Consider the following 26,955-nt stretch of genomic DNA (forward strand, 5'->3'; position numbering starts at 1 on the left):
GGGAGCGGCCGCCGCCGCGCCGACGCGACTGAGGCGGCCTCCGCACGGCTCGACGGCTCGAAATTTTTACATAACGATTACATAACAAAACTGCTTTGATCAGCGCAGTTATAGCTACTCGACCGTAACCACCTGCATGCAGCGGGTTTGTTCGGCGCGCCCGCGCCGCGGCCTAAACCCGGTGTTACCCACGACACGGTTACCCGCGCGTAGAACTCACCAGTAACCGATCAGCACGCGAAACGAGGGTCGATCCTTATGACACTCTTAGTGGGGCCGATGCAGTCCGCCGCGCCGCTCGAGCCATACGGCGGCCCGCCGACAACACACCGGCCAGACGGATTTTTGGTCGCGATTCGATGCGGAATCGACGGACTCTCCAGAGTTCCTGTCCCCTTCGGACCGGCTGAACGCACTGATACGTAAGACGTACATGAGGCATTGAGGGAGATACAGACGTGACGATCCACGAGCACGGCCGGGTGTCCGCTGAGCGCGATCCGAACGGACCGCACACCGCCCATGCTCTGGTCGACCGTCTGACGGCCGGAGAGCCGTACGCCGTCGCGTTCGGTGGCCAGGGCAGCGCCTGGCTGGAAACCCTCGAAGAACTGGTGTCGTCGGCGGGCATCGAATCCGACCTGGCAACGCTGGTCGGTGAGGTCGAGCTGCTGCTCGAGCCGGTGGCCAAGGAGCTCGTCGTGGTGCGCCCGATCGGTTTCGAGCCGCTCGCCTGGGTGCGCGCGCTGGCGGCCGAAGACCCCGTCCCGTCGGCCAAGCACCTGACGTCGGCCGCGGTGTCCATCCCCGGCGTGCTGCTCACCCAGATGGCGGCCGTGCGCGCGCTGGCGCGCCAGGGCATGGACCTCAACGAGACCCCGCCGGTGGCCGTCGCCGGGCACTCGCAGGGCGTCCTGGCCGTCGAGGCGCTGAAGGCTGCGGGCGCCCGCGACGCCGAGCTGCTCGCGATGGCGCAGCTGATCGGCGCGGCGGGCACGCTGGTGGCCCGCCGGCGCGGGATCTCCGTGCTGGGCGACCGCCCGCCGATGGTGTCGGTGACCAACGCCGACCCGGAGCGCATTCGCCGGCTGCTCGACGAGTTCGCGCAGGACGTCCGGACCGTGCTGCCGCCCGTGCTGTCCATCCGCAACGGCCGGCGTTCGGTCGTCATCACCGGCACGCCCGAACAGCTGTCCCGGTTCGAGCTCTATTGCCAGCAGATCGCGGAGAAGGAAGAGGCCGACCGCAAGAACAAGCTGCGCGGCGGCGACGTCTTCTCGCCGGTCTTCGATCCGGTGCAGGTCGAGGTCGGCTTCCACACGCCCCGGTTGGCCGACGGCATCGACATCGTCGGCGGCTGGGCCGAGAAGGTCGGCCTGGACGTCGCGCTGGCCCGCGAGCTGACCGAGTCCATCCTGGTCCGCCGCGTCGACTGGGTCGAGGAGATCACCCGCGTGCACGACGCGGGCGCGCGTTGGATTCTCGACCTGGGGCCCGGCGACATCCTGACCCGGCTGACCGCGCCGGTGATCCGCGGGCTGGGCGTCGGCATCGTGCCCGCCGCGACCCGCGGCGGCCAGCGCAACCTCTTCACCGTCGGGGCCGTTCCCGAGGTGGCGCGCGCGTGGTCGACCTACGCGCCCACCGTCGTTCGCCTGCCCGACGGCAGGGTCAAGCTCTCGACGAAGTTCACCCGGTTGACCGGACGCTCGCCGATCCTGCTCGCGGGCATGACCCCGACCACCGTCGACGCCAAGATCGTCGCCGCCGCGGCCAACGCCGGGCACTGGGCCGAGCTGGCCGGCGGTGGGCAGGTTACCGAGGAGATCTTCGCCGCGCGCATCGAGGAACTCGGCACGCTGCTCGAGCCCGGCCGCACCTATCAGTTCAACGCTCTGTTCCTCGACCCGTACCTGTGGAAGCTGCAGGTCGGCGGAAAGCGGTTGGTGCAGAAGGCCCGTCAGTCCGGGGCGGCGATCGACGGCCTGGTGATCAGCGCTGGCATCCCCGACCTCGAGGACGCCGTCGAGCTGATCGAGGAGCTGAACGACGTCGGCATCAGCCACGTCGTATTCAAGCCCGGCACCGTCGAACAGATCCGCTCGGTCATCCGCATCGCGACCGAGGTGCCCACCAAGCCGGTGATCATGCACATCGAGGGTGGGCGCGCCGGTGGGCACCACTCCTGGGAAGACCTCGACGACCTGCTGCTGGCAACGTATTCCGAGCTGCGGTCGCGGCCCAACATCACCGTCTGCGTGGGCGGTGGCATCGGCACGCCCGAGCGGGCCGCCGAGTACCTGTCCGGGCGGTGGGCGCAGGCGTACGGCTTCCCCCTGATGCCGATCGACGGCATCCTCGTCGGCACCGCGGCGATGGCGACGAAGGAGGCCACCACGTCGCCGTCGGTCAAGCGGATGCTGGTCGAGACCCAGGGCACCGACCAGTGGATCGGCGCCGGAAAAGCCGTGGGCGGCATGGCTTCCAGCCGCAGCCAGCTGGGTGCCGACATTCACGAGATCGACAACAGCGCCTCGCGGTGCGGCCGGCTGCTCGACGAGGTCGCCGGTGACGCGGAGGCCGTCGCCGAGCGCCGCGACGAGATCATCGCGGCGATGGCCAACACGGCCAAGCCGTACTTCGGTGACGTCGCCGACATGACCTACCTGCAGTGGTTGCAGCGCTACGTCGAGCTCGCCATCGGTGAGGGCAACTCGACCGCCGACACCGCCGCGCCCGGCAGCCCGTGGCTGGCCGACACCTGGCGCGACCGCTTCCAGCAGATGCTGCAACGCGCCGAAGCCCGTTTGCACCCACAGGATTTCGGCCCGATCGAGACGCTCTTCGACGACCCCGCGCTGCTCGAGAGCCCGCAGCAGGCCATCGCCACGCTGCTGGCCCGTTACCCGGATGCCGAGTCGGTGCAGCTGCACCCGGCCGACGTCCCGTTCTTCGTCACGCTGTGCAAGACGCTGGGCAAACCGGTCAACTTCGTGCCGGTCATCGACAAGGACGTGCGGCGCTGGTGGCGCAGCGACTCGCTGTGGCAGGCGCACGACGCCCGCTACGACGCCGACCAGGTCTGCATCATCCCGGGGACCGCGGCCGTGGCCGGCATCACCCGGATGGACGAGCCGGTCGGCGAGCTGCTCGACCGTTTCGAGCAGGCCGCCATCGACGAGGTGCTGTCGGCCGACGGGCAACCGCGAGACGTGGCGTCGCGCCGGCGGGGCCGTCCCGACGTGACCGGGCCGCTGGCCGTCGTGCTCGACGCCCCCGACGTGCAGTGGGCCGGCCGCACCGCCACCAACCCGGTCCACCGCATCGCCGACCCCGGCGATTGGCTGGTGCACGACGGTCCCGAAAGTCGGCGCGCCACCCACTCGTTCACCGGGGCCCGCCTTGAGGTTGACGGCGACCGTGTGGTGCTGAGCGTTCCGCTGTCGGGTACCTGGATCGACATCCCATTCACCTTGCCCGCCAACACCATTGATGGCGGCACCCCGGTGGTGTCCACCGAAGACGCAGCCACCGCCATGCGCGCGGTGCTGGCGATCGCCGCCGGTGTCGACGGCCCGGAGTTCCTGCCCGCGGTCGTCGACGGCACGGCCGCCGTCACGGTGGACTGGGACCCCGAGCGGGTCGCCGACCACACCGGCGTCACGGCCACCTTCGGCGAGCCGCTGGCGCCCGGCCTCACCACCGTGCCCGACGCGCTCGTCGGCCTGTGCTGGCCCGCGGTCTTCTCGGCGATCGGCTCGGCCGTCACCGACGCCGGTGTCCCGGTCGTGGAAGGCCTGCTGAGCCTCGTGCACCTCGACCACGCCGCCCATGTGGCCGGCGTGTTGCCCAAGGAGCCAGCCGAATTAGCCGTCAGGGCAACGGCTTTCCCGGCTGTCGATACCGACATGGGTCGCGTCGTGCGGGTCGCGGTGACGATCGCCGGCGCCGACGGCGCGACCATCGCCAGCCTCGACGAGCGGTTCGCGATCCTGGGGCGCACCGGCGCCGCCGAGTTGACCGACCCGGTGCGGGCCGGTGGCGCGGTGTCGGAGAACGCGACCGACACCCCGCGGCGCCGCCGCCGCGACGTCCGGCTGACCGCCCCGGTCGACATGCGGCCGTTCGCGGTGGTCTCCGGTGACCACAACCCGATTCACACCGACCGGGCGGCCGCGCTGCTGGCCGGCCTGGAATCGCCCATCGTGCACGGCATGTGGTTGTCGGCCGCCGCGCAGCACGCGGTGACCGCCACCGACGGGCAGGCCCGGCCCCCGGCCCGGCTGGTCGGTTGGACCGCGCGGTTCCTGGGCATGGTGCGTCCCGGCGACGAGGTCGACTTCCGCGTCGACCGCGTCGGAATCGACCAGGGCGCCGAGGTTTTGGAGGTCGCCGCCCGGATCGGGTCCGACCTGGTGATGTCGGCGACGGCGCGCCTGGCCGCCCCGCACACGGTGTACGCCTTCCCCGGTCAGGGGATTCAGCACAAGGGCATGGGCATGGACGTCCGCGCCCGGTCCAAGGCGGCCCGCAAGGTGTGGGACAAAGCGGACAAGTTCACCCGTGACACGCTGGGCTTCTCGGTGCTGCACGTGGTGCGCGACAATCCGACCAGCATCATCGCCAGCGGCGTGCACTACAACCACCCGGAGGGCGTGCTCTACCTGACGCAGTTCACCCAGGTCGCGATGGCGACAGTGGCGGCGGCGCAGGTCGCCGAGATGCGTGAGCAGGGCGCCTTCGTCGAGGGTGCGATCGCCTGCGGTCATTCCGTCGGCGAGTACACCGCTTTGGCCTGCGTCACCGGCATCTACGAGCTGGAAGCGTTGCTGGAGACGGTGTTTCACCGCGGCTCGAAGATGCACGACATCGTGCCGCGCGACGAGCTGGGCCGCTCCAACTACCGGCTGGCCGCGATCCGGCCGTCGCAGATCGACCTGCCGGACAACGAGGTGCCCGCGTTCGTCGCCGAAATCGCCGAGCGCACCGGTGAATTCCTGGAGATCGTCAACTTCAACCTGCGCGGTTCGCAGTACGCGATCGCCGGCACGGTCCGCGGCCTGGAGGAGCTGGAAGCCGAGGTGGAGCGGCGCCGCGAACTCACCGGCGGCAAGCGCTCGTTCATCCTGGTGCCGGGCATCGACGTGCCGTTCCACTCGCGGGTGTTGCGCGTCGGGGTGGCGGAGTTCCGCCGCTCGCTCGAGCGCGTGATGCCGCGCGACAAGGATCCCGATGTCATCATCGGCCGCTACATCCCCAACCTGGTGCCACGGCCGTTCACCCTGGACCGCGACTTCATTCAGGAGATCCGCGACCTGGTGCCCGCCGAGCCGCTCGATGCGATCCTTGCCGACTACGACACGTGGCTCACCGAGCGCCGAAACGAGATGGCGCGCATCGTCTTGATCGAATTGCTGGCGTGGCAATTCGCCAGCCCGGTCCGCTGGATCGAGACCCAGGACCTGCTGTTCACCGAGGAGGCCGCGGGCGGCCTGGGCGTGGAGCGCTTCGTCGAGATCGGCGTGAAGTCGGCGCCGACCGTCGCCGGACTGGCCACCAACACCCTCAAGCTCCCCGAATATGCCCACAGCACAGTCGAAGTGCTCAACGCCGAGCGTGACGCCGCGGTGCTGTTCGCCACCGACACCGACCCCGAGCCCGAGCCGGAAGAGGTTGCGGATGATTCCGCGGCTGTCGCCGCGGACGGTGCGCCCCTTTCTAATGTCGCCCCAGCCGTCGCTCCGGCTGCCGCCGGAGCTCCGTCCGGGGCTCCGAGGCCCGACGACATCGGGTTCGACGCCGCCGACGCCACCCTGGCGTTGATCGCGCTGTCGGCGAAGATGCGCATCGACCAGATCGAGGAGTTGGACTCCATCGAGTCCATCACCGACGGCGCCTCGTCGCGGCGCAACCAGTTGCTGGTGGACCTCGGTTCGGAGCTGAACCTGGGCGCCATCGACGGCGCCGCCGAGGCCGACCTGGCCGGCCTGCGGTCGCAGGTGACCAAGTTGGCGCGCACCTACAAGCCTTTCGGCCCAGTGCTTTCCGACGCGATCAACGACCAGCTGCGCACGGTGCTGGGGCCCTCGGGCAAGCGGCCCGCCGCGATCGCCGAACGGGTCAAGAAGACGTGGGAGCTCGGCGACGGCTGGGCCAAGCACGTCACGGTCGAAGTCGCGCTGGGCACCCGCGAGGGCACCAGCGTCCGCGGCGGGGCCATGGGCCACCTGCATGAGGGCGCGCTGGCCGACGCCGCCTCGGTCGACAAGGTCATCGACGCCGCCGTCGCGCTGGCCGCCGCGCGCCGCGGCATCGCGGTGGCGCTGCCGTCGTCGGGTGGCGGCGGTGCGACCGTCGACGCGGCCGCGTTGAGCGAGTTCACCGACCAGATCACCGGTCGCGACGGCGTGCTCGCCTCGGCGGCCCGGCTGATCCTGGGCCAACTGGGACACGACGACCCGGTGAGCGCGATGCCGGCGGCCACCGACGCCGAGCTCATCGACCTGGTCACCGCCGAACTGGGCGCGGACTGGCCGCGGCTGGTGGCGCCCGCCTTCGACGCCAAGAAGGCGGTGGTGTTCGACGACCGCTGGGCCAGTGCCCGCGAGGACCTGGTCAAGCTCTGGCTGGCCGACGAGGGTGACATCGACGCCCGGTGGACGCGCCTGTCCGAAAGGTTCGAGGGCGCGGGCCATGTCGTCGCCACCCAGGCCACCTGGTGGCAGGGCAAGGCGCTGGCCGCCGGTCGCCAGATTCACGCGTCGCTGTACGGCCGCATCGCCGCCGGCGCCGAGAATCCGGACCCCGGCCCCTACAGCAACGAGGTCGCCGTGGTGACCGGCGCGTCGAAGGGTTCGATCGCCGCCTCGGTGGTGGCGCGACTGCTCGACGGCGGGGCCACCGTCATCGCCACGACATCCAAGCTCGACGACGAGCGGCTGGCGTTCTATCGCGGGCTGTACCGCGACCACGCCCGGTACGGGGCGTCGCTTTGGGTGGTCGCCGCGAACATGGCGTCCTACTCCGACATCGACGCGCTGGTCGAATGGGTCGGCAACGAGCAGACCGAAAGCCTTGGGCCGCAGTCCATTCACATCAAGGACGCGCAGACCCCCACGCTGCTGTTCCCGTTCGCGGCGCCCCGCGTCGCCGGCGACCTCTCGGAGGCCGGCTCGCGCTCCGAGATGGAGATGAAGGTCCTGCTGTGGGCGGTGCAGCGGTTGATCGGCGGCCTGTCCAAGATCGGCGCCGAACGTGACATCGCGTCGCGGCTGCACGTGGTGCTGCCCGGCTCGCCCAACCGCGGAATGTTCGGCGGCGACGGCGCCTACGGCGAGGCCAAGTCGGCGCTGGACGCGTTGGTGAGCCGTTGGCACGCCGAATCCTCTTGGGCCGCAAGGGTCAGCCTGGCGCACGCGCTGATCGGCTGGACCCGCGGCACCGGGCTGATGGGCCACAACGACGCCATCGTCACCGCGGTCGAGGAGGCCGGTGTCACCACGTACTCCACCGAGCAGATGGCGGCCATGCTGCTGGACCTCTGCGACGTCGAGTCCAAGGTCGCGGCGGCGGGCGCGCCGATCAAGGCGGACCTGACCGGCGGCCTCGCCGAGGCCAACCTCGACATGGCCGAGCTGGCCGCCAAGGCGCGCGAGCGGGCCGGCTCCGCCTCGGATGACGACGCCGACGGCGTCGACGCCGAGGGCACCATCGCCGCGTTGCCGTCCCCGCCGCGCGGCTTCAACCCGGCGCCGCCCCCGCAATGGGCCGACCTCGACGTTGACCCGGCCGACCTGGTGGTCATCGTCGGCGGCGCCGAGATCGGGCCGTACGGATCGTCGCGCACCCGGTTCGAGATGGAGGTCGACAACCAACTGTCGGCGGCCGGCGTCCTGGAGCTGGCCTGGACCACCGGGCTGGTCCGCTGGGAGGACGACCCCCAACCCGGTTGGTACGACACCGAATCCGGTGAGCTGGTCGACGAGACCGAGCTGGTCGAGCGCTACCACGACGTCGTGGTCGAGCGGGTGGGCATCCGCGAGTTCGTCGACGACGGCGCGATCGACCCCGATCACGCGTCGCCACTGCTGGTGTCGGTGTTCCTGGAAAAGGACTTCGCCTTCGTGGTGTCCTCGGAGGCCGACGCCCGCGCCTTCGTCGAGTTCGATCCCGAGCACACGGTGATCCGGCCGGTGCCCGATTCCAGTGACTGGCAGGTCATCCGCAAGGCCGGCACCGAGATCCGGGTGCCGCGCAAGACCAAGCTGTCGCGGGTCGTCGGCGCGCAGATCCCCACCGGGTTCGACCCGACGGTGTTCGGCATCAGCCAGGACATGGCCAGCTCGACCGACCGGGTGGCGCTGTGGAACATCGTCGCGACCGTCGACGCGTTCCTGTCGTCGGGATTCACCCCGGCCGAGCTGATGCGGTGGGTGCACCCGGGCCTGGTGGCCAGCACCCAGGGCACCGGCATGGGCGGCATGACGTCGATGCAGACCATGTATCACGGCAACCTGCTCGGCCGGAACAAGCCGAACGACATCCTGCAGGAAGTGCTGCCGAACGTCGTTGCGGCGCACGTCATTCAGAGCTACGTGGGCAGCTACGGCGCGATGATCCACCCGGTCGGCGCGTGCGCCACCGCGGCCGTGTCGGTCGAGGAAGGCGTCGACAAGATCCGCCTCGGCAAGGCCGAGCTGGTGGTCGCCGGCGGGTTCGACGACCTGACGCTCGAGGCCATCATCGGCTTCGGTGACATGGCCGCCACCGCCGACACCTCCATGATGCGGGGCCGGGGCATCGACGACGCGAAGTTCTCCCGGCCCAACGACCGGCGCCGGCTCGGCTTCGTCGAGGCGCAGGGTGGCGGCACCATCCTGCTGGCGCGCGGCGACCTGGCGCTGAAGATGGGCCTGCCGGTGCTGGCCGTGGTGGCTTACGCGCAGTCGTTCGCCGACGGGGTGCACACGTCGATCCCGGCCCCTGGGCTCGGCGCGCTGGGCGCCGGCCGCGGCGGCAAGGACTCGCAGTTGGCGCGCTCGCTGGCCAAGCTCGGCGTCGGCGCCGACGACGTCGCGGTGATCTCCAAGCACGACACCTCGACCCTGGCCAACGATCCCAACGAGACCGAGCTGCACGAGCGGCTGGCCGACTCGCTGGGCCGCTCCGAGGGCGCGCCGCTGTTCGTGGTGTCGCAGAAGAGCCTCACCGGCCACGCCAAGGGCGGGGCGGCGGTGTTCCAGATGATGGGGCTGTGCCAGATGCTGCGCGACGGGGTCATCCCGCCCAACCGCAGCCTGGATTGCGTCGACGACGAACTGGCCGGCTCGGCGCACTTCGTCTGGGTGCGCGAAACGCTGCGGCTCGGGGACAAGTTCCCGCTCAAGGCCGGCATGCTGACCAGCCTCGGGTTCGGCCACGTGTCCGGGCTGGTGGCGCTGGTGCACCCGCAGGCGTTCATCGCCGCCCTGGACCCGCAGCAGCGCGCGGACTACCAGCGGCGCGCCGAGGCGCGGCTGCTGGCCGGTCAGCGGCGATTGGCCTCGGCTATCGCCGGCGGTGCGCCGATGTACGAGCGGCCGGCGGACCGTCGCTTCAACCACGACGTGCCGGAGAAGCGCCAGGAGGCGGCGATGCTGCTGAACCCGGCGTCCCGGTTGGGCGACGACGACGCCTACGAGGTCGTCCGTTAGCCTGGCCTGCCATGGGAATTGTCGGTGTGGGGATCGATGTCGTCTCCATCCCTGATTTCGCCGAGCAGGTCGACCAGCCCGGAACCGTCTTCTCCGAGACGTTCACGCCGGGTGAGCGCCGCGACGCCTCGGACAAGAGTTCGTTCGCGGCGCGCCACCTGGCGGCCCGCTGGGCCGCGAAGGAGGCGGTGATCAAGGCCTGGTCGGGATCCCGGTTCGCGCAGCGACCCGTGCTGCCCGAGGACATCCACCGCGACATCGAGGTGGTCACCGACATGTGGGGGCGGCCGCGGGTGCGGCTGAGCGGCGACATCGCCAAGCATCTGGCCGACGTGACGATCCATGTGTCGCTGACCCACGAGGGGGACACCGCCGCCGCGGTGGCGATCCTGGAGACGCCCTGAACGTCATGCTGGCGTAACGCTCGACGTCCAGCGTCACGCTGGCGTGACGCTCGACGGTCTACGGGACGATAGCCTCGAGGGCATGAGCGATCTTGTCGAGCGCGTCCGCGAGGTGTTGCCGGCGGTGCGCCGCGACCTCGAAGACCTGGTGCGCATCGAATCGGTGTGGGCCGACCCGGCCCGGCGCGACGAAGTGCACCGTAGCGCGCGGGCGGTGTCGGAGCTGTTGTCACAGGCCGGTTTTGGTGACGTGCGGATCGTCACCGAGGGCGGCGCGCCCGCGGTCATCGCGCGCCATCCCGCACCCCCGGGCGCGCCGACCGTGCTGCTGTATGCCCACCACGACGTCCAGCCGGAGGGCGACGCCGGCCAGTGGGCGTCGCCGCCTTACGAGCCCACCGAACGCGACGGGCGGCTCTACGGCCGCGGCAGTGCCGACGACAAGGCCGGCATCGCAACGCATTTGGCTGCATTCCGGGCGCACGGCGGCCAACCCCCGGTCGGCGTGACCGTCTTCGTCGAGGGCGAGGAGGAATCCGGCTCGCCGTCGTTGGGCCGGCTGCTGGCCGCCCACCGCGAGGCGCTCGCCGCCGACGTGATCGTCATCGCCGACTCCGACAACTGGAGCACCGACGTTCCGGCGCTGACGGTTTCGCTGCGGGGCCTGGTCGACTGCGTGGTCGAGGTCGCCACGCTCGACCACGGGCTGCACTCCGGCATCTGGGGCGGCGTGGTGCCCGACGCCTTGACCGTCCTGGTGCGGCTGCTGGCCAGCCTGCACGACGACGACGGCAACGTGGCCGTGGCCGGCCTGCACGAAAGCACCGCTGCCCCGGTGGATTACCCACCCGAGCGGGTGCGCGCCGACTCCGGACTGCTGGACGGGGTGGCCGAGATCGGCTCGGGTTCGGCGCCGCAGCGGCTGTGGGCCAAGCCGGCGATCACCGTGATCGGCGTCGACACCACGCCCGTCGAGAAGGCGTCGAACACGCTCATCCCGCGGGCCCGGGCGAAGATCAGCATGCGGGTCGCGCCCGGCGGCGACGCCGCGGCGCATCTGGACGCGTTGACGTCGCACCTGCACGAGCACGTGCCGTGGGGCGCGCGCCTGACCGTCACCCGTGGCGACATCGGCGAGCCCTACGCCATCGACGCCAGCGGCCCGGTGTACGACGCCGCGCGCGCCGCGTTCCGGCAGGCGTGGGGTACCGATGCCATCGACATGGGGATGGGCGGCTCCATCCCGTTCATCGCCGAGTTCGCCGAGGCCTTCCCGCAAGCCAAGATCCTGGTCACCGGCGTCGAGGACCCAAACACCCAGGCGCACAGCATCAATGAGAGCCTGCACCTCGGCGTGCTGGAACGCGCCGCGGTCGCCGAGGCCCTACTGCTGGCCAACCTGGGCTGACGGGTGGCCTTACGTACCAACCGGGTACGGCCGCTGAGACACGGCGTTGTTGTTTCCCGTCTTCTCGATCCTCGGTGAGCCCGAGTGGTAGGTCACCGCGTTGTCGTTGCCCAAGACGCTGATGGTGTCGGCGCTGTCGGATGCGACGCGATTCCCGCTGCCGAAGACCTCGAGCCTCTTGCAGTGGCCGGTGACCGTGTAGTTGTTGTTGTCGCCGTCCAGCTTCAGGTTTCCGTTGTTGCAGTCGATCTTGTCCCTCGCGCCGCTATTGATCATCACGAGGTTCCCCTGCACGGTGGTGCCGGAGTGGCTCAAGAAGAACCCGATCGCGAACACCGCTACGACCGAGCACGCTCCCAAGATCACCTTGCCCCGCGGCGTGTTTAGTGACTTCACGAAATCCGCGAACGCGCGTAGGCCGCCGGATTGCCCGTCGTTCGCCGTGCCGAACGGCTGAGGGGTGGACCCGTTGCCCTGGCCGGCGCCATGCTCGAGCTTGCGAATGTATTGCTCGGGGTCGTCCGCGTCCACGGCTAGATGATCCGCTTCGCGCGGTGTGCAGCGCAACGGTCTGCCGGCAAGGGCGGCATCAACCCGTCACGGCCAGGGGAAGCCGGGTTGCGGTGCCAGTACCGACGGCGGAATCTGGCTTTCATCGATTTCGACGAGGTTGAACCGCACGGGCGTGGAACCGGGAATCGGGGTAGCCGCAAACCAATGGCACACGCTGAGGTCCGTTCCGGGCGGCATCGGAGTGGTGTACTGCCACTTCTGGCCCGGGCAGTAGTGCCAATACGACGGGCCGGCCTCGGCGGGTGCGGCCAAACCCATGCCGGCCGCGGCCACGCCGCCCGAAAGCAGCGCGGCTGCAATGACCCGCCGCAAAGAGCGAGGTGCGTTCATCTGATGGTCCTTTCGTTGCTGATTGTGCCGCACGCCGAAGCGCACCGCTGGCGAAATTTTCGGCGTTCACTCGCGCTACCGATCTCAACCTGGTTGACGTGCACACCGGTGTAGAAGTTGCCGAAGCTCCGGAGTTGGCGCAGAGTACGCGTCAGCGGGGGCGGCAGAAGGGAGCACTGATGAAGTCACAAATCGCTGCGGCCTCCGCACTGTTGGCGTCAGCGATAACTGCGCCGGGTGCACTCGCCGCGCCGGGCGATGCGGTGGTGTACACCGTGACCTCGGACGCGCCGTTGGCGGCGGTGTCGTACATCGACGCGACCGGCGCCCTGCAGATGGTGACCAATCAGCCTGTGCCGTGGTCGATCTCGTTTACCAGCAAGGACACCAGTCCCGCGGCGGTGCTCACCGTCGCCGCGAACCCGACCGGCCAGAAGACGACCTGCACGATCACGGTCAATGGGACGGTGAAGGACACCAAGTCGACGACGGGCACGGGTGAAGCCGGCCTGGCGCAGTGCGCCGCGTAACCGGGGGCGGCTCAGACTGACAGGTCGCGGCGCAGCTTGGCGACGTGGCCGGTGGCCTTCACGTTGTATTGAGCGACGGCGATCTTGCCCTTCTCGTCGACCACGAACGTCGAGCGGATGACGCCCTGCACGGTCTTGCCGTACATCTGCTTCTCGCCGTAGGCGCCCCAGGCCGTCAACACCTTGCGGTCGGGATCCGACAGCAGCGGGAACGTCAGCTTCTCGGCGTCGCGGAACTTGGCCAGCTTCTCGGGCTTGTCGGGGGAGATGCCGATGACGTCGAGGCCGGCGTCACTCAGTTCGTGCAGGTTGTCGCGGAAGTCGCAGGCCTGCTTGGTGCAGCCCGGCGTCGACGCGGCGGGGTAGAAGTACACGATGAGGCGACGGCCCTTGTAGTCGGACAGCGACACCGTGTTGCCGTCGGCGTCGGGCAGGCTGAAGGAGGGCGCTTTGTCACCCGGCGCAAGCCGCGTGGTCTCGGCCAATTCTGGGGCCCCTTTCTGTTCACCGGAGCGTTGGGGTTATCGCCAGCTGATCTAGGGTAGTGCCTCAGGTGCATCAGGCCGATTGGGAGGACAGACACGTGGCGGACCGGGACCCCGAGGCCATCAAGCGCGACATCGACGTCGCTCGCGACCAGCTGGCGGCGACCGTCGACTCGCTGGCCGTGCGAGCCAACCCGCGCCGCCTGGCCGACGACCTGAAGGTCAAGGTGGTCGAGTTCGTCAAGAAGCCCGCGGTGACCGTCTCGCTGGCCGGGGTCGGCGTCCTGGTGGTCGTGGTCGTGGTGCACCGGGTTCGCAACCGCTGACCCCTCAGGTCATGCCGGCGCCCGTGCCGCTCTGAACGTGCACCGGGAGGTCGTCGGCCCAGGGCTGCGTCGTGACCATGTCCTCGACCTCGACGTAGCCGCGTTCGAATTCGCCGGTCGCCGCGTCCACCAGCCGGTACTCCTGCCGCTGGAGGTGGATGGGCTGCGCGTCCAGGATCACCACCCGCACGTCGCCGGGCTGGAAGTCGCAGCGCTGCTGTAGCGCCTCGATGAGGCATTCGTTGTGCATGTGCCCGTCGCCGAAGTTCCAGCCCAGCACCATCGCGCACAGCACCTCGCCCTCGCACAGGTTGTAGTCGTCCTCGTCGTAGCCGGCCAGGGCGCGGTGCACGAGGGTGAACAGCGCGCGGCCGTGGGTGTTCATCCCGCGGAACGCCATGGCCAGGTGCAGCGGGACCAGGGTCTGTTCCTTGGAGCCGTACAGCCGCTCGAGCTGCAGGTGTTGCATCGGCCCCAGCGCGCGCGAGCCGGTGCGGAACTTGTCGTCGACCGACGGCTTGACGCACCACACGGTGGTGTCCCAGTTGCCCGCGTAATACCGCATGCCCGGCAGGAAGGACACCTTGCGGGGGTAGAGGTTTCCGACGACGACGACGCCGGCGATGACGACGAACAGGATCGCCACCGGCACCGGGTTGGCCAGGTCGGACAGCCCGAGGGATGCGTGCGCGACGAACAGCGAGAGCACCCCGAAGATCATGAAGACGTTCCACTCCAGCGGCACCCCCATCGGGAAGGCCAGCAGGATGTTCAGGTGGAAGACGATCATCACGAACGCGGCGACGGCCGTCGGCCAGCCGCCGTGCGAGAGGAGCAGCGCCAGCGGCACCAGGCCTTCCACGGCGGTGGAGAAATGCGCGATGAATCCCGCGAGCGCGCTGGGCCGCAGGTCGTCCGGATAGCGCTTGAACATCGACCGCTTGAGCGCCCCCGACGGGATGAACGGGTTGTTGGCCAGCATCGTCGAGATCACGAACGGGAAGTGCCGGTTGAGTTTTGAGGTGGCCGCCCCGAGCCAGATCACCATGAAGACGACCTTGGCCCCGATGATGGAGTCCGCCCCGGCGAACAGGAAAACCAAAGCCAGCGGCGCGTAGACCTCGCCGCGGGCGGCGAGGAAAATCACCTTGTCCCGCAGGCCGACGACGGCCAGCACGGCCAGGATCGCGACGGTGTGCCAGGGCGCCAAGACGCCAATGTTCGTGTGCAGGGCCGGGATTGGGCCGGTTCCGTCGGACACCAGGGCGATGGCGAGCAGCACCAGCAGCGCGCCGTAAAGCACCGCGTCGATCGGGCTTCGGACGCTGCCCTTGGTCAGCGGCACCCGGTCGGGCCACGGCGGCAAGCGGATGGTGCCGGGCCGCAACCAGTACAGGATCGAGCCCATCGGCGGGAAGTACCGGCCGGCCAGCGGACCGAAGCAGCAGCCGAGGCCGATCACCTCGAACAGCATCGTGTACAGCACGGCCTTCTCGAACACGATCGGTTCCGACCACCACGCGGCGACGCCCGTGAAGCTGCCGATGCCGGTCGTGCACCACCCGAACACCCAGCCGCCGAGGATGTAGAGCGCGATCTTCACGCCATACATCACGTGCATGATCAGCGGGGTGCCGAAGCCGTTCTCGGCGATGTGGCGCACCATCGGCACGATCCGCTGCGCGCGGGTCTGCTTGCTCCATTCGGCCACGTCGACGACGGGCAGATTCGGCTGGATGAACCCCATTGCAGCTCCTTCGACGCGGCTCGTTTCTAGGGGCAATCGCTGTGAAGGAGAAGCTACCGGCAGGATCGGCCGCGCGGCGGGCAAATCAGGCCGAAAAAAATGGGGCGGTCGGCGGCCGCCCTAAACGTTCAATGGTGCGCCGTCAGGGTTTCGAACCCCGGACCCGCTGATTAAGAGTCAGCTGCTCTACCAACTGAGCTAACGGCGCTTTCGACGGCCGAGACCGCGTACGCGACAATAACAGGGTCCTGCCGCGGAGTGAAATCCCGCGATTTCTCGTGCGGTAGCCACCCGGGAGGGCCCGCGGGGGCGTCGGCGCTGCCGAGCGGCGGAAGCGACTGCGGCGCAACGTCTCTCAGAAAAGCGTCCCGCAGTACGGCGCGCGATCCGTGCTGAAGGCGGCATCCAGGTCCAGGATTGCACCCGGGCGCTCTTCGGTGATCCGGCCGGCTCGCAGGAGCTCGGAGGCGGGGTGCGCGCCCAGGTAGATCGTGGCCAGGTCGGCCAGGCCGATCTTGACGTCGGTGGGCCCGTCGTGCGGGGTGCATTTCCCCACGCCGTCGCGGGCCTGCAGGAGAAACCGGCCGCCGGCCAGGTCGAGGGGGTCGGTGACCTCGAGTGCGAGCTCGATATCCGCGGCGTACGCGCGGGTGCCAAGCACCTCGGGCACGTCGTTGATGCGCACCCAGAGGAAATCGCTGACGCCGGTGGTTTCGGCGGCCCGCGGGTCGGTGAGCTTGAGAGGCAGCGGGTCGTCCACAGGCAGGTCGATCTCGACGGTGTTGAACATCTCCAGGACCAGCAACGTCTGCAGTAATTCGGTGTGGGCCTCGTCGGTGATGGGGCAGAAGTCTTCGACCACCACGGTGCCCAGCGGCGGCCGGTAGCCGTGATCCGCCCCACCGACGACGCGGTAGGTCAGGAAGCCGTCCGGGTGGATCGTGTAGTTCAGCGCGGTCCCGTTGCCTCGCTGCGTCGGCAGGTCTTGCAGGTGATCCGCCCACCACGCCTCGTCCCGGGCGACCGCGCCATTCGTTGTGGCACACCATCGTTCGTAGATTTCCGGCAGATGGCTTTTCGCCTCCGCGGCGGTGATCTCCCGAGCGCGGATCTCCTTCGGCGGCGTCCGCAGCTTGGCGAACCGGCGGTCGATCGAGTAGCTGCGCAGGTAACTTCCCACGCCCGCGCCGAAGCCGTCGTACATCGCGGTCTGGGTCGGCACGCCGAAGACGATCGGATAGCCCCGCTCGATCAGGATGCCCAGCCCCTCGGCGCTGAGCTGTCCCCACACGCCTTTTCCCTGATGTGTGGACGCGACGGCGATCATCGTCAGCCACGCGGCTCGCAGGCTCGCGCCGCCCGGCACTGTCAGCTGCGTGGGATAGATGATCGACGTGCCCACCAGGAATGGCTGTCGGGGATCGGAGACGTCCTCGGCCACCAGAATGTCGTCGACGTCGACGCGGCGTTTCCACGCCTCGATGCCGCGTGGGTCGACCGGATCGCCGAACGTGCGGGCCTGATTTTCGTAAACGGCGGCCAGGTCGTCTTCGGTTGGATGTCGCATGCTGATGGCGTCGTTTTTCGAGTTCAAGGCTCATCCAATCCGCTTATAGCCCAGCCGAACCGGCGCTCCGCAGAGCGAATGCCGTACTGAGGGTGCCCCTTTGAGTCCGATACCCGAGCGGTGGATAACCAAACATGGCCGCCGTCCCAACTGCATATGGGTCAGGTCGTCGCGTTCGGGTATAGGGATACGCCGGGGGATTCCTACCGAAGGGACCGAAGATGCTGCAAGCGATCACCCGACTTGCCATCGCCGCGCCGCGCCGCGTCATCGCGGTTGCGGTCTTGGTCCTGGTGGGAGCGGCGATCTTCGGTCTGCCGGTGATCAAGAGTTTGTCCGGCGGCGGCTTTCAGGACCCGACTTCGGAGTCCGCCCGGGCGTCCGGCGTCCTTCGCGACAAGTTCAACCAAACGGATCAGCAAATGCTGATCGTGGTAACCGCCCCCGCCGGCGCTCAAAGCGATCAGGCGCGGCGGGTCGGCTTGGACATCGTCGACCACCTGCGCCGATCGCCGTGGGTGTTGAACGTGTCCTCGGCGTGGACGTCGTCGCCGCAGGCCGCCACCCAACTGATCAGCAAGGACCAAAAATCCGGGATGGTGGTGGCCGGCCTGAAGGGCGGGGAGAACGACGCCCAGAAATACGCCAGCCGGCTCACCGACAAACTGGTGCACGACCGCGACGGTGTCACCGTGCGCGCCGGGGGCATGGCGGTGGCGTATGCCCAGATCAACGACCAGAACGAGCGCGACCTGCTCTTGATGGAATCCATCGCGATCCCGCTCAGCTTCGCGGTGCTGGTCTGGGTGCTGGGCGGCGTGGTGGCGGCCGCGCTACCGGTCGTGCTGGGCACCCTCGCGATCGTCTGCACCATGTCGGTGCTGCGGCTGATCAGCTTCGCGACCGACGTGTCGACCTACGCACTGGACCTGAGCATCGCGATGGGGCTTGCCCTGGCGATCGACTACAACCTGCTGATCATCAGCCGTTTCCGCGAGGAGCTGGCGCGCAGCGGCGACCGCGAGCGCGCGCTCGTGCGGACCATGGCCACCGCCGGCCGGACGGTGTTGTTCTCGGCCACCACCGTCGGGTTGTCGATGGCCGTGATGGCGGTCTTCCCGATGTACTTCCTCAAGTCGTCGGCCTACACGATCGTGGTCACCGCGGTCATCGTCGCGGTCGCGGCGGTGGTGGTCACCCCGGCGGCGATCGCGCTGCTGGGTCCCCGGCTGGACTCGCTGGACGGCCGCCGTGTGCTGCACCGCATCCTGCACGGGCAGCGGTCGTTCCGCGACCACGCGCACAAACCGCTCGAGGAGCAGTTCTGGTACCGGTCGACCCGGTACGTGGTGCGCCACGCCATGCCGGTCGGCCTGAGCGTCGTGGCGTTGCTGCTGTTGCTGGGGGTGCCGTTTTTGGGCGTGAAGTGGGGGTTCCCCGACGAGCGCGTGCTGCCGCGGTCGGCGTCGGCGCGCCAGGTCGCCGACATGTTGGACAACGACTTCGCCAACGGGTTCGGCAACGGGGTCACCGTCGTCGTGCCCGACGCCCGCGGCGTGGGCCCCGCGGATCTGGATCACTACGCCGCCGAGCTGTCCTGGGTGTCCGGCGTGTCCGCGGTCACCGCACCAACCGGGACGTTCGTCGCCGGGAGCCGGGTCGGCCCGCCCGCCGGGCCCACCGGCGCCGCCAACGGCACCGCGTTCCTCACCGTGGCCAGCAGCGCGCCGCTCTACTCGGCGGCCTCGAACACCCAGCTCGACCGATTGCACCAGGTCGCCGGGCCCGCGGGGCGGGCGGTCGAGATGACCGGGTTGGCGCAGATCAACCGCGACAGCGTCGGCGCGATCACCAAGCGGCTGCCCGTGGTGTTCGGGCTGATCGCCCTGATCACCTTCGCGTTGCTGTTCTTGCTGACCGGCAGCGCCTTGCTGCCCCTGCAGGCGCTGGCGTGCAATCTGCTGTCGCTGACGGCCGCGTTTGGGGCGATGGTGTGGATCTTCCAGGACGGCAACCTCGGCGCCTTGGGGACCACCCCCAACGGGACGTTGAACGCCAACATCCCGGTGTTGTTGTTCTGCATCGCCTTCGGTCTGGCCATGGACTACGAGGTGTTTCTGGTCTCGCGGATCCACGAATACTGGCTGGCGTCGCAGGCGAGTCAGGAGACGCCGCCGACGCCGGCCGAGGCGCGTGCCGCCACGGACGAGAGCACGGCCCTGGGCATCGCCGGCATCGGCCGGGTCGTGACCACCGCGGCGGTGGTGATGTCGATTTCGTTCGCCGCGTTGATTCCCGCGCACGTGTCGTTCATGCGGATGCTCGGCGTCGGGCTGACCCTGGCCGTGCTGGCCGACGCCACGCTGGTGCGGATGGTCCTGGTGCCCGCGTTCCTTCACCTGCTCGGTCGGTGGACGTGGTGGGCGCCCAAACCGCTGCAGAGGCTGCGGGAACGCTTCGAGACGGGTGAAGCGGAACTCCGCGACAGGGTCGGCCAACCGGCCTGAGCGCGCCGGCGCGTGACACCTGATCGCGCAGCTGTCAAGGTCGGCATGCGAACACACAAAACGCATTACAATGCATGCACTGTTTCTGGTCAGCGGTGACCAACGGGATCAAATTCGTGGAAGGTCACTCGATGACGCCTTTGCGCAGACGACGATCGTGGCTGGCTGCCGCGATCGCTTCGGTTGCTGTGTTCGGCGTTGCCTGCGGTGGCAACCACACCGCGGCGCCGGCGAAAGTGATCTTCGACAAGGGCACCCCCTTCGCCGACCTGCTGGTGCCGAAGCTCACCGCCTCAGTAACCGACGGCGCCGTCGGCGTCACCGTCGATGCGCCGGTGACCGTCAGCGTCGCCGACGGCGTCCTCGCGTCGGTCACCATGGTCAACGAGAACGGCAAGTCGATCGGCGGCCAGCTGAGCCCCGACGGGCTGCGCTGGTCCACCACGGACCAGCTCGGCTACAACCGGCGCTACACCCTGAGCGTCAAGGCGTTGGGCATGGGCGGCGCGGCGAGTAGGCAGATGACCTTCCAGACCAGCTCACCCGCCCACCTGACCATGCCCTACGTCGCCCCCGGCGACGGCGAGGTCGTCGGCGTCGGCGAGCCGGTGGCGATCCGGTTCGACGAGAACATCGCGGACCGCGCCGCGGCGCAGAAGGCCATCAAGATCACCACCAACCCGCCGGTCGAGGGCGCGTTCTACTGGCTCAACAATCGCGAAGTGCGTTGGCGCCCAGAGCATTTCTGGAAGTCCGGCACGGCCATCGATGTGGCGGTCAACACCTACGGCGTCGACCTGGGTGACGGAATGTTCGGCGAGGACAACGTCAAGACCCACTTCACCATTGGCGACGAGGTCATTTCGACCGCCGACGACACCACCAAGACCGTGACCGTGCGCGTCAACGGCGAAGTGGTCAAGACGATGCCGACGTCGATGGGCAAGGACAGCACGCCAACCGCGAACGGTTTCTACATCATCGGTGGGCGGTTCAAGCACATCATCATGGACTCGTCCACCTACGGCGTTCCGGTCAACTCGCCCAACGGATATCGCACCGAGGTGGACTGGGCCACCCAGATGTCCTACAGCGGCGTCTTCGTGCACTCCGCGCCCTGGTCGGTCGGCGCCCAGGGGCACACCAACACCAGCCACGGCTGCCTGAACGTGAGCCCCAGCAACGCCGAGTGGTTCTACGACCACAGCAAGAGCGGCGACATCGTCGAGGTCATCAACACCGTGGGGTCGACGCTGCCGGGCACCGAGGGGCTGGGCGACTGGAACGTCCCCTGGCCGCAGTGGAAAGCGGGCAACGCCAACACCTGAGGCGCTCAGCCGACCTTCTGCCAGACCCCGCAGTTTCTGGTCATGAATGCCCGGTCGGTCGGCAGGATCTGCACCGCCTGGGGACCGTCGTTGACGTTGTTGTCGATGACGTCGTTGGTGTTCAGGCTGCGCAGCCTCGCCCAATAACACCCGCTCTTGCCGGCGCTGCGGTAGGTGCCCGGTTCGATGTCGGTGCCGACGATGAACGTGCCGTCCGACTCGATGGTCGTTTTCGGCCCGGGCGGGGGCGGCGGGGTTACGGTCACCGTCACCGTCTTGGTTTCCGCGGGCAGGGTCGAGGTGACGGTGGCCGCCGGGTGGCTGGCCCCGCCGCAGCCCGCGAGCAACACGGCGCAGACCGCGACGGCTGCTCGGATCTGTGGGTTCGGCGGCACGGCCCGCTGTCCCTTCCGCTCACGGGTGCAAACGCGTGGGTCGTCGAGGACCCGAGCGGGCGGGAAGGCAACGCCTCCCAGCCGATTGGGGTGGCTGACGGGGCTCGAACCCGCGACATCCAGGATCACAACCTGGTGCTCTACCAGCTGAACTACAGCCACCATTGCCGCCAACGAGCGGCGACGTCGATACTAACCGGTCGGTGGCTCCGGGGCCGAATCGATTGGTCCCGATGCGCCGTCGCCGCCGCCCAGATCGGCGACCACCGCCTCGATCTCGCTGGTAGACGGTCCCGGCGGCGCCACGAACGCCGTGCGGCGGTAAAACCGCAGCTCGTTGATGGATTCGTGGATGTCGGCGAGCGCCCGGTGGGCGAGGCCCTTCACCGGCTGGCCGAAGTAGATCCGCGGATACCAGCGCCGGCAGAGCTCCTTGATCGAGCTGACGTCGATCATCCGGTAGTGCAGGAACGAGTCCAGCGCGGGCATGTCGCGGGCGATGAAGGCGCGGTCGGTGGCAATCGAATTGCCCGCCAGCGGCGCCGTCTTCGGTTGCTTGACGTGCTGGCCCACGTAGTCGAGCACCATGGCCTCGGCGGTCGCCAGGTCGACGGTGGACGCCCGCACCTCGTCGATCAGCCCTGAACGCGAATGCATTTCGGTGACGACGTCGATCATCGACGACAGCGCCGCGTCGTCGGCGTGGATCACGACGTCGACTCCGTCGCCCAAAATGTTCAAATCGGCGTCGGTGACCAGGGCCGCGATCTCGATCAATTTGTCCGAGCCGAGATCCAGCCCGGTCATCTCGCAGTCGATCCACACCAACTCGTCACGCACAGCGCTCACACTAGGCCCCCGCGGCGCTCACGCCGCCCGTCGCCCCCGCCGGAGAAGTAGTGTGAGCGGTGCCGGACTGCATGCCGAACCACTCGAAGGGCGCAGCACGATGAGCACCGAATCGGCGGAGACACCCGCGCGCCGGATCGCCAACGGCTACGCCGTCGACGGGCAGGCGCTCGAATTGGGCACGGTGGTCGTCGACGGGGCGGCCGACCCGACCGCGCAGATCCGCATCCCGCTGGCCACGATCAACCGCCACGGCCTGGTGGCCGGCGCCACCGGGACCGGGAAGACCAAGACGCTGCAGCTGATCGCCGAACAACTCAGTGCGGCCGGTGTCGCGGTGCTGATGGCCGACGTCAAGGGCGACCTGTCCGGTCTGGCGCGGCCGGGGGAGGCCAACGACAAGACCGCCGCGCGCGCCAAAGACACCGGCGACGACTGGGCGCCGACCGGGTTCCCGGTCGAGTTCCTGTCGCTGGGCACCGGGGGATTGGGCGTGCCGGTGCGCGCGACGGTGGCCAGCTTCGGCCCGGTTTTGCTGTCGAAAGTGTTGGGGCTCAACGCCACTCAGGAATCGACGCTGGGTCTGATATTCCATTGGGCTCAGCAGGCCAACCGCCCGCTGGTCACCCTGGACGATCTGCGCGCAGTCATCAGCCACCTGGCAAGCGACGCGGGCAAAGCCGACCTCAAAGACCTGGGCGGCGTCTCGTCGACGACCGCCGGGGTCATCCTGCGGGCGCTGGTGAACCTCGCCGCCGAGGGCGGCGACACCTTCTTCGGTGAGCCCAAGCTCGATCCCCAGGATCTGCTGCGCGTCGATGGCCAGGGGCACGGCATCGTTTCGCTGCTCGAGTTCAGCGGTCAGTCGTTACGCCCGGTGATCTTCTCCACGTTCTTGATGTGGGTGCTCGCCGACCTGTTCGCGGTGCTGCCGGAGGTCGGCGACGTCGACAAGCCGAAGCTGGTGTTCTTCTTCGACGAGGCGCACCTGTTGTTCGCCGATGCGTCGAAGGCCTTCCTCGAACAAGTCGAGCAGACCGTGAAGCTGATTCGCTCCAAGGGTGTCGGGGTGTTCTTCTGCACCCAGCTGCCCACGGACCTGCCCAACGACGTGCTCTCCCAGCTGGGCGCCCGAATCCAACACGCGCTGCGGGCATTCACGCCCGACGATCAGCAGGCGTTGAGCAAGACCGTGCGCACGTATCCGAAAACCGATGTCTACGACCTGGAGTCGGCGCTGACGTCCCTTGGTATCGGCGAGGCAGTCGTCACTGTGCTCTCCGAGAAGGGCGCCCCCACGCCCGTGGCGTGGACCCGGATGCGGGTGCCGCGCTCGTTGATGGCCTCGATCGGCACCGACGAGATCACGAAGGCGGCGAAAGCCAGTCCGCTGCAGGTGAAGTACGGCCAGACGGCCCAACGAGCGGCGCCGCCGCCCGATGTCGGTGCCCCGAGCGCGCCGCAGCCGCCGCAATCGCAGTCGGACTACCCGCCGGTCCCGGCGAACGAGCCGCCCCCGCCGATGCCGCAGCCGGCGGAACCCAAGGGGCCCGCCTTGTGGGAGGACGTGCTCAGCAACCCAACCGTGAAGAGCGGGATCAACACCGCCATCCGGGAAGCGGTGAAAGGCATCTTCGGCACCGGCCGGCGCGGCCGGAAATAGCTAGCCGCCGCCGAGCTTCTTGTAGAAGCTGCCGACGATCGGCGCGACGATGGCGCGCGGCGCGTACCCACTGGCCACCGACATCGCCTTCGACGTCAAACCCGGAACGACGCGCATCTTGTTGCGCTCCAACGCATCCAGTGACAGCTGGGCGGTGTGCTCGGTCGAGATCCACAAGAAGTCCGGCACCAACCGTTCGACCAGCGAGCGTTCGGCGTCATCGGGGAGGTCGGTGCGCACGGGACCGGGCGCGAGCAGCGTGACGTGCACCCCCGAGTTGCGCAGCTCGCCGCGCAGCGATTCGCTGAAGGTGTTCGCGAACGCCTTGGTGGCGGCATACGTGGCGTTGTAGGGAATCGGCGAATTGCCCGCCGCCGAACCGGAAATCAGGATGCCGCCGGCCCGGCGCTCGACCATGCCGGGCAGCACCGCCAGCGTAAGGTCGTGCACGCCCAGCACATTCAGCTGCAGCTGGGCTTTTTCCCCCGCCGGGTCCAGCGTGGCAACCGGACCGAAGGTGGCGGTGCCCGCGTTGGCGCACAGGATCGAGATGGGCCGGGCCGCCAGTTCGTCGCACAGTTTCGCCCGCTCACCCGGGTCGGCCAGGTCGGCGGGCCGCACGTCGACCGCGACGCGGTACTTATCGGTCAGGCGGGCGGCCAGCTGGTTGAGCAGGTCTTCGCGTCGCGCGGTGACGATCAGGCTGTGTCCGCGCGCGGCCAGTTCGGTGGCCAGCGCTTCGCCGATATTCTGCGAAGCCCCGGTGACGACGGCGCGCGCCTCTGGGCTGGGAGCTGGGATCGGCATAGGGCAATCGTAGACAGCGGGCGCAGCGCGGCTGGGCGTGGCGGGTGAGCTGCACATAGGCTGCCGGGCATGGCCCAGCCGTCGTCGCGTTCACTCACGCCGGTGCCATCGCGGGTGGTGGCGTGGGCGCTGTGGGATTGCGGCTCCACCGGACTGAACGCGATCGTGGCCACCTTCGTCTTCGCGGTGTATCTGACCAGCAGCGTGGGGGTGGGCATTTCCGGTGGCACCACCCCGGCGAGTTGGTTGGGCCGCGCCGCGGCCATCGCCGGGTTGACCGTCGCCCTGCTGGCGCCGGCGGTCGGCGTCTGGGTGGAGTCGCCGCGCCGCAGGCGGGTGGCACTTGGCGTGCTGACCGCGCTGGCGGTGGCGCTGACGTGCGGGATGTTCTTCATCCATAACCGCCCCGGCTACCTGTGGGCGGGGCTGGTGTTGATGGGAGCGACGGCGGCCTGTAGCGACCTGGCCAGCGTCCCGTATAACGCTATGCTGCGCCAACTTTCGACGCCGCAGACCGCCGGCCGGATCTCCGGCCTGGGCTGGGCGGCCGGCTACGCCGGCAGCGTCCTGCTCCTGCTCGTGGTCTACACCGGGTTCATCTCCGGGAAGGGCTCCGGACCGGATGCCACCCGAGGGCTATTGCACGTGTCCCTGCACGACGGCCTCTACGTCCGCGAGGCGATGCTGGTCGCGGCGGCGTGGCTGGCCATCTTCGCGCTGCCCCTGCTGTTCGTCGCGCACCGGCTGCCCGATTCGACCGAGCTGCACGAGCCGACGAGCATGCTCGGCGGCTACCGCAAGCTCGTCACGGAGGTCGCCGCCGAATGGCGGCGCGACCGCAACCTGGTGTACTTCCTGTTCGCCAGCGCGTTGTTCCGCGACGGGCTGGCGGCGATCTTCGCCTTCGGCGCCGTGTTGGGGGTCAACGTGTACGGCATCTCGCAGGGCGACGTCCTCATCTTCGGGGTGGTGGCCAGCGTGGTGGCGGCGGTGGGCGCGGTCGCCGGGGGATTCGTCGATCACCGAATCGGGTCGAAGCCGGTAATCGTCGGGTCGCTGGCCGCGATCGTCACCCTGGGGCTGACGTTGATGCTGCTGTCCGGCTCGGTGGCCTTCTGGATCTGCGGCCTGCTGCTGTGCATGTTCATCGGCCCGTCGCAGTCGTCCTCACGCGCCCTGTTGCTGCAGATGGCCAAGCACGGCAGGGAAGGGGTCGCGTTCGGCCTGTACACGATGACCGGCCGCGCGGTCGCGTTCCTCGCGCCGTGGCTGTTCTCCGTATTCGTGGACATCTTCGGCGCCGTGCGCGCCGGGCTGGCCGGCATCTGCCTGGTGCTGACCGCCGGGCTGTTGGCGATGCTGGCGGTCCGGGTTCCGGCGCGCGGCGCGCTCGCGGCCGAACCGTCGTAGGGCGCTCAGCCCCTGCTGTCGCAGATCGTCAGCCCCACGCCGACTCGCTTGCTCATCTGGACACCGTCGATGGTGACCGAGCAGGTGACGTTGTGGCCGATGTTGACGATCGTCACGTTGGCCGGGTGCACCGCCGACTTGGACAGGCTGACCTCTTTGGTCCACGGCAGCGCGACGTTGAATTCGGTCTGGATGACGTCACCGCTGTCGACGTACATGATGCTGATCGCGCGGCCGTCACCGGCGACGCTGTAGACGATGTCCTGCATGGCGGCCGGCCCGGTGGACTCGGTGGGCGTGGGCGCGCCGGCGCTCGGCGGCACCGGAGCCGGCAGGCGCGGTGACGACGTGCGCGGCGACGGGCTCGGCATCGTCGTGGTCGTCTCCGGCATGGCGGGCAGCGGCGGGACGGCGGTCTGCGTCTTGATCGCGTCGTTGACTAGCACCAGGGCGATGACCAAGGCGACCACCAGCAGCACCGCCGCGGCGGCGACGATCCACAGCCAGCGCGGTGGGTTTTTCGGGCCTCCAGGGGGCGCGGAACCCGTGCCCTGCGAAGGCAGGTCGCCCGACGGGGGGAGGTCCTGTTGCCAATACGCCGGCAGCTGCCTGGTCGTGTTGGCGTCGTTCGTGTTCGGCGCCCACGGCGGAACCTGCCCGCCGTAGGCGGGGGCGTATGGCGCCTGCTCGGCGTACGCCGGATCGGTGGGCGGTGGGTACCACGGGCCCTGCGCCGGCAACGGGGGACTGAACCGGTCGGTGGGACGTGAATCGTTCATGTCCACCTCATGGATTGCAGAGTACCTGCGCCGGGCGCTCGAACGGCGAATCACCTCACCGGCGCCGGCTCAGGGGCACCCGTTGCCGGCGGCGAGGGCGGCGACCGTCATCGCCCGCATGACCGCGCGGGACCGCGCCGCGCGGGCCGGCTTCC

At 69.0% G+C, this 26,955-nt stretch carries 18 protein-coding genes and 2 tRNA genes; 9 read left to right on the plus strand and 11 right to left on the minus strand.

The window, feature by feature from the left end; all coding sequences use genetic code 11:
- Positions 1–458 precede the first annotated feature (458 nt).
- The 3 genes from A5680_RS12410 (at position 459) to A5680_RS12420 (ending at position 11,504) form a co-directional block, all read left to right on the plus strand.
- Entirely contained in the window at positions 459–9,692 is a 9,234-nt protein-coding gene (locus tag A5680_RS12410) for a type I polyketide synthase (protein WP_067819671.1), read from the plus strand.
- Between the two features lie 11 nt (positions 9,693–9,703).
- A complete protein-coding gene (locus A5680_RS12415) occupies positions 9,704–10,096 on the plus strand; it encodes a holo-ACP synthase (RefSeq protein ID WP_055405288.1) in 393 nt (130 codons plus the stop codon).
- Between the two features lie 82 nt (positions 10,097–10,178).
- Positions 10,179–11,504 carry a dipeptidase gene (locus A5680_RS12420; protein ID WP_067819677.1) on the plus strand — a complete coding sequence of 442 codons (1,326 nt, stop codon included), beginning with the start codon at positions 10,179–10,181 and terminating at the stop codon, positions 11,502–11,504.
- Positions 11,505–11,513: 9 nt separating this feature from the next.
- Here A5680_RS12420 and A5680_RS12425 read toward each other — a convergent pair whose 3' ends face one another.
- Both A5680_RS12425 and A5680_RS12430 read right to left on the minus strand, forming a co-directional pair.
- Positions 11,514–12,035, minus strand: a complete 522-nt coding sequence (locus tag A5680_RS12425) for a DUF3060 domain-containing protein (RefSeq protein ID WP_067819680.1) — start codon at positions 12,033–12,035, stop codon at positions 11,514–11,516.
- Between the two features lie 66 nt (positions 12,036–12,101).
- Positions 12,102–12,407: a hypothetical protein gene (locus tag A5680_RS12430; protein WP_156675083.1), complete on the minus strand. Its 306-nt coding sequence runs from the start codon at positions 12,405–12,407 to the stop codon at positions 12,102–12,104.
- Between the two features lie 179 nt (positions 12,408–12,586).
- On the opposite strand from A5680_RS12430, the gene A5680_RS12435 reads away from it, so the two are divergent.
- Positions 12,587–12,937, plus strand: a complete 351-nt coding sequence (locus A5680_RS12435) for an MmpS family transport accessory protein (protein ID WP_082956067.1) — start codon at positions 12,587–12,589, stop codon at positions 12,935–12,937.
- An 11-nt stretch (positions 12,938–12,948) separates the two neighbouring features.
- Here the strand turns inward: A5680_RS12435 and bcp are convergent, their stop codons facing one another.
- A complete protein-coding gene (gene bcp, locus A5680_RS12440) occupies positions 12,949–13,422 on the minus strand; it encodes a thioredoxin-dependent thiol peroxidase (RefSeq protein ID WP_055404883.1) in 474 nt (157 codons plus the stop codon).
- A 98-nt stretch (positions 13,423–13,520) separates the two neighbouring features.
- On the opposite strand from bcp, the gene A5680_RS12445 reads away from it, so the two are divergent.
- A complete protein-coding gene (locus A5680_RS12445) occupies positions 13,521–13,748 on the plus strand; it encodes a DUF3618 domain-containing protein (protein ID WP_067819696.1) in 228 nt (75 codons plus the stop codon).
- 4 nt (positions 13,749–13,752) lie between these two features.
- On the opposite strand, the gene A5680_RS12450 is transcribed toward A5680_RS12445, so the two are convergent.
- The 3 genes from A5680_RS12450 to A5680_RS12460 all read right to left on the minus strand — a co-directional run bounded on the left by A5680_RS12450 (position 13,753) and on the right by A5680_RS12460 (position 17,062).
- Positions 13,753–15,495 carry a DUF3556 domain-containing protein gene (locus A5680_RS12450; protein ID WP_067819686.1) on the minus strand — a complete coding sequence of 581 codons (1,743 nt, stop codon included), beginning with the start codon at positions 15,493–15,495 and terminating at the stop codon, positions 13,753–13,755.
- A 132-nt stretch (positions 15,496–15,627) separates the two neighbouring features.
- Positions 15,628–15,703 (minus strand) — tRNA-Lys (locus A5680_RS12455).
- 147 nt (positions 15,704–15,850) lie between these two features.
- Positions 15,851–17,062 carry a GNAT family N-acetyltransferase gene (locus A5680_RS12460; protein ID WP_369827653.1) on the minus strand — a complete coding sequence of 404 codons (1,212 nt, stop codon included), beginning with the start codon at positions 17,060–17,062 and terminating at the stop codon, positions 15,851–15,853.
- Between the two features lie 221 nt (positions 17,063–17,283).
- Between A5680_RS12460 and A5680_RS12465 the strand changes: the two genes are divergently transcribed.
- Entirely contained in the window at positions 17,284–19,569 is a 2,286-nt protein-coding gene (locus A5680_RS12465) for an MMPL family transporter (protein WP_082970349.1), read from the plus strand.
- 131 nt (positions 19,570–19,700) lie between these two features.
- Positions 19,701–20,897 (plus strand): Ig-like domain-containing protein, encoded by a 1,197-nt coding sequence (locus A5680_RS12470; protein WP_082459959.1) that lies wholly within the window; start codon positions 19,701–19,703, stop codon positions 20,895–20,897.
- 5 nt (positions 20,898–20,902) lie between these two features.
- On the opposite strand, the gene A5680_RS12475 is transcribed toward A5680_RS12470, so the two are convergent.
- The 3 genes from A5680_RS12475 to orn all read right to left on the minus strand — a co-directional run bounded on the left by A5680_RS12475 (position 20,903) and on the right by orn (position 22,132).
- Positions 20,903–21,292 carry a hypothetical protein gene (locus tag A5680_RS12475; RefSeq protein ID WP_156349678.1) on the minus strand — a complete coding sequence of 130 codons (390 nt, stop codon included), beginning with the start codon at positions 21,290–21,292 and terminating at the stop codon, positions 20,903–20,905.
- A gap of 86 nt (positions 21,293–21,378) precedes the next feature.
- Positions 21,379–21,454: transfer RNA gene (locus A5680_RS12480), tRNA-His, on the minus strand.
- Positions 21,455–21,484: 30 nt separating this feature from the next.
- Positions 21,485–22,132 (minus strand): oligoribonuclease, encoded by a 648-nt coding sequence (orn, locus tag A5680_RS12485; protein WP_055404880.1) that lies wholly within the window; start codon positions 22,130–22,132, stop codon positions 21,485–21,487.
- A 109-nt stretch (positions 22,133–22,241) separates the two neighbouring features.
- On the opposite strand from orn, the gene A5680_RS12490 reads away from it, so the two are divergent.
- Positions 22,242–23,804, plus strand: coding sequence for a helicase HerA-like domain-containing protein (locus tag A5680_RS12490; protein WP_067819708.1), 1,563 nt, complete (start codon positions 22,242–22,244; stop codon positions 23,802–23,804).
- Here the strand turns inward: A5680_RS12490 and cmrA are convergent, their stop codons facing one another.
- Complete coding sequence (gene cmrA / locus A5680_RS12495) at positions 23,805–24,611, minus strand: mycolate reductase (RefSeq protein WP_055404879.1); 807 nt, start codon at positions 24,609–24,611, stop codon at positions 23,805–23,807. It abuts the gene before it with no gap.
- 69 nt (positions 24,612–24,680) lie between these two features.
- Between cmrA and A5680_RS12500 the strand changes: the two genes are divergently transcribed.
- On the plus strand, positions 24,681–26,021 hold the full coding sequence (locus A5680_RS12500) for an MFS transporter (protein WP_067819691.1): 1,341 nt from the start codon (positions 24,681–24,683) through the stop codon (positions 26,019–26,021).
- A gap of 5 nt (positions 26,022–26,026) precedes the next feature.
- Here A5680_RS12500 and A5680_RS12505 read toward each other — a convergent pair whose 3' ends face one another.
- On the minus strand, positions 26,027–26,800 hold the full coding sequence (locus tag A5680_RS12505; protein ID WP_067819711.1) for an MmpS family transport accessory protein: 774 nt from the start codon (positions 26,798–26,800) through the stop codon (positions 26,027–26,029).
- Between the last annotated feature and the right edge of the window lie 155 nt (positions 26,801–26,955).

Source organism: Mycobacterium sp. E2989, from assembly GCF_001667595.1.
Classification (GTDB): Bacteria; Actinomycetota; Actinomycetes; order Mycobacteriales; family Mycobacteriaceae; genus Mycobacterium.

Excerpts from the sequence above, each read along its gene's own strand:
- A5680_RS12415 (WP_055405288.1), top strand. The coding sequence starts at position 9,704 with ATGGGAATTGTCGGTGTGGGGATCGATGTCGTCTCCATCCCTGATTTC.
- A5680_RS12420 (WP_067819677.1), top strand. The coding sequence starts at position 10,179 with ATGAGCGATCTTGTCGAGCGCGTCCGCGAGGTGTTGCCGGCGGTGCGC.
- A5680_RS12430 (WP_156675083.1), bottom strand. The coding sequence starts at position 12,407 with ATGAACGCACCTCGCTCTTTGCGGCGGGTCATTGCAGCCGCGCTGCTT.
- A5680_RS12435 (WP_082956067.1), top strand. The coding sequence starts at position 12,587 with ATGAAGTCACAAATCGCTGCGGCCTCCGCACTGTTGGCGTCAGCGATA.
- A5680_RS12450 (WP_067819686.1), bottom strand. The coding sequence starts at position 15,495 with ATGGGGTTCATCCAGCCGAATCTGCCCGTCGTCGACGTGGCCGAATGG.
- A5680_RS12460 (WP_369827653.1), bottom strand. The coding sequence starts at position 17,062 with ATGCGACATCCAACCGAAGACGACCTGGCCGCCGTTTACGAAAATCAG.
- A5680_RS12465 (WP_082970349.1), top strand. The coding sequence starts at position 17,284 with ATGCTGCAAGCGATCACCCGACTTGCCATCGCCGCGCCGCGCCGCGTC.
- A5680_RS12470 (WP_082459959.1), top strand. The coding sequence starts at position 19,701 with ATGACGCCTTTGCGCAGACGACGATCGTGGCTGGCTGCCGCGATCGCT.
- A5680_RS12490 (WP_067819708.1), top strand. The coding sequence starts at position 22,242 with ATGAGCACCGAATCGGCGGAGACACCCGCGCGCCGGATCGCCAACGGC.
- cmrA (WP_055404879.1), bottom strand. The coding sequence starts at position 24,611 with ATGCCGATCCCAGCTCCCAGCCCAGAGGCGCGCGCCGTCGTCACCGGG.
- A5680_RS12500 (WP_067819691.1), top strand. The coding sequence starts at position 24,681 with ATGGCCCAGCCGTCGTCGCGTTCACTCACGCCGGTGCCATCGCGGGTG.
- A5680_RS12505 (WP_067819711.1), bottom strand. The coding sequence starts at position 26,800 with ATGAACGATTCACGTCCCACCGACCGGTTCAGTCCCCCGTTGCCGGCG.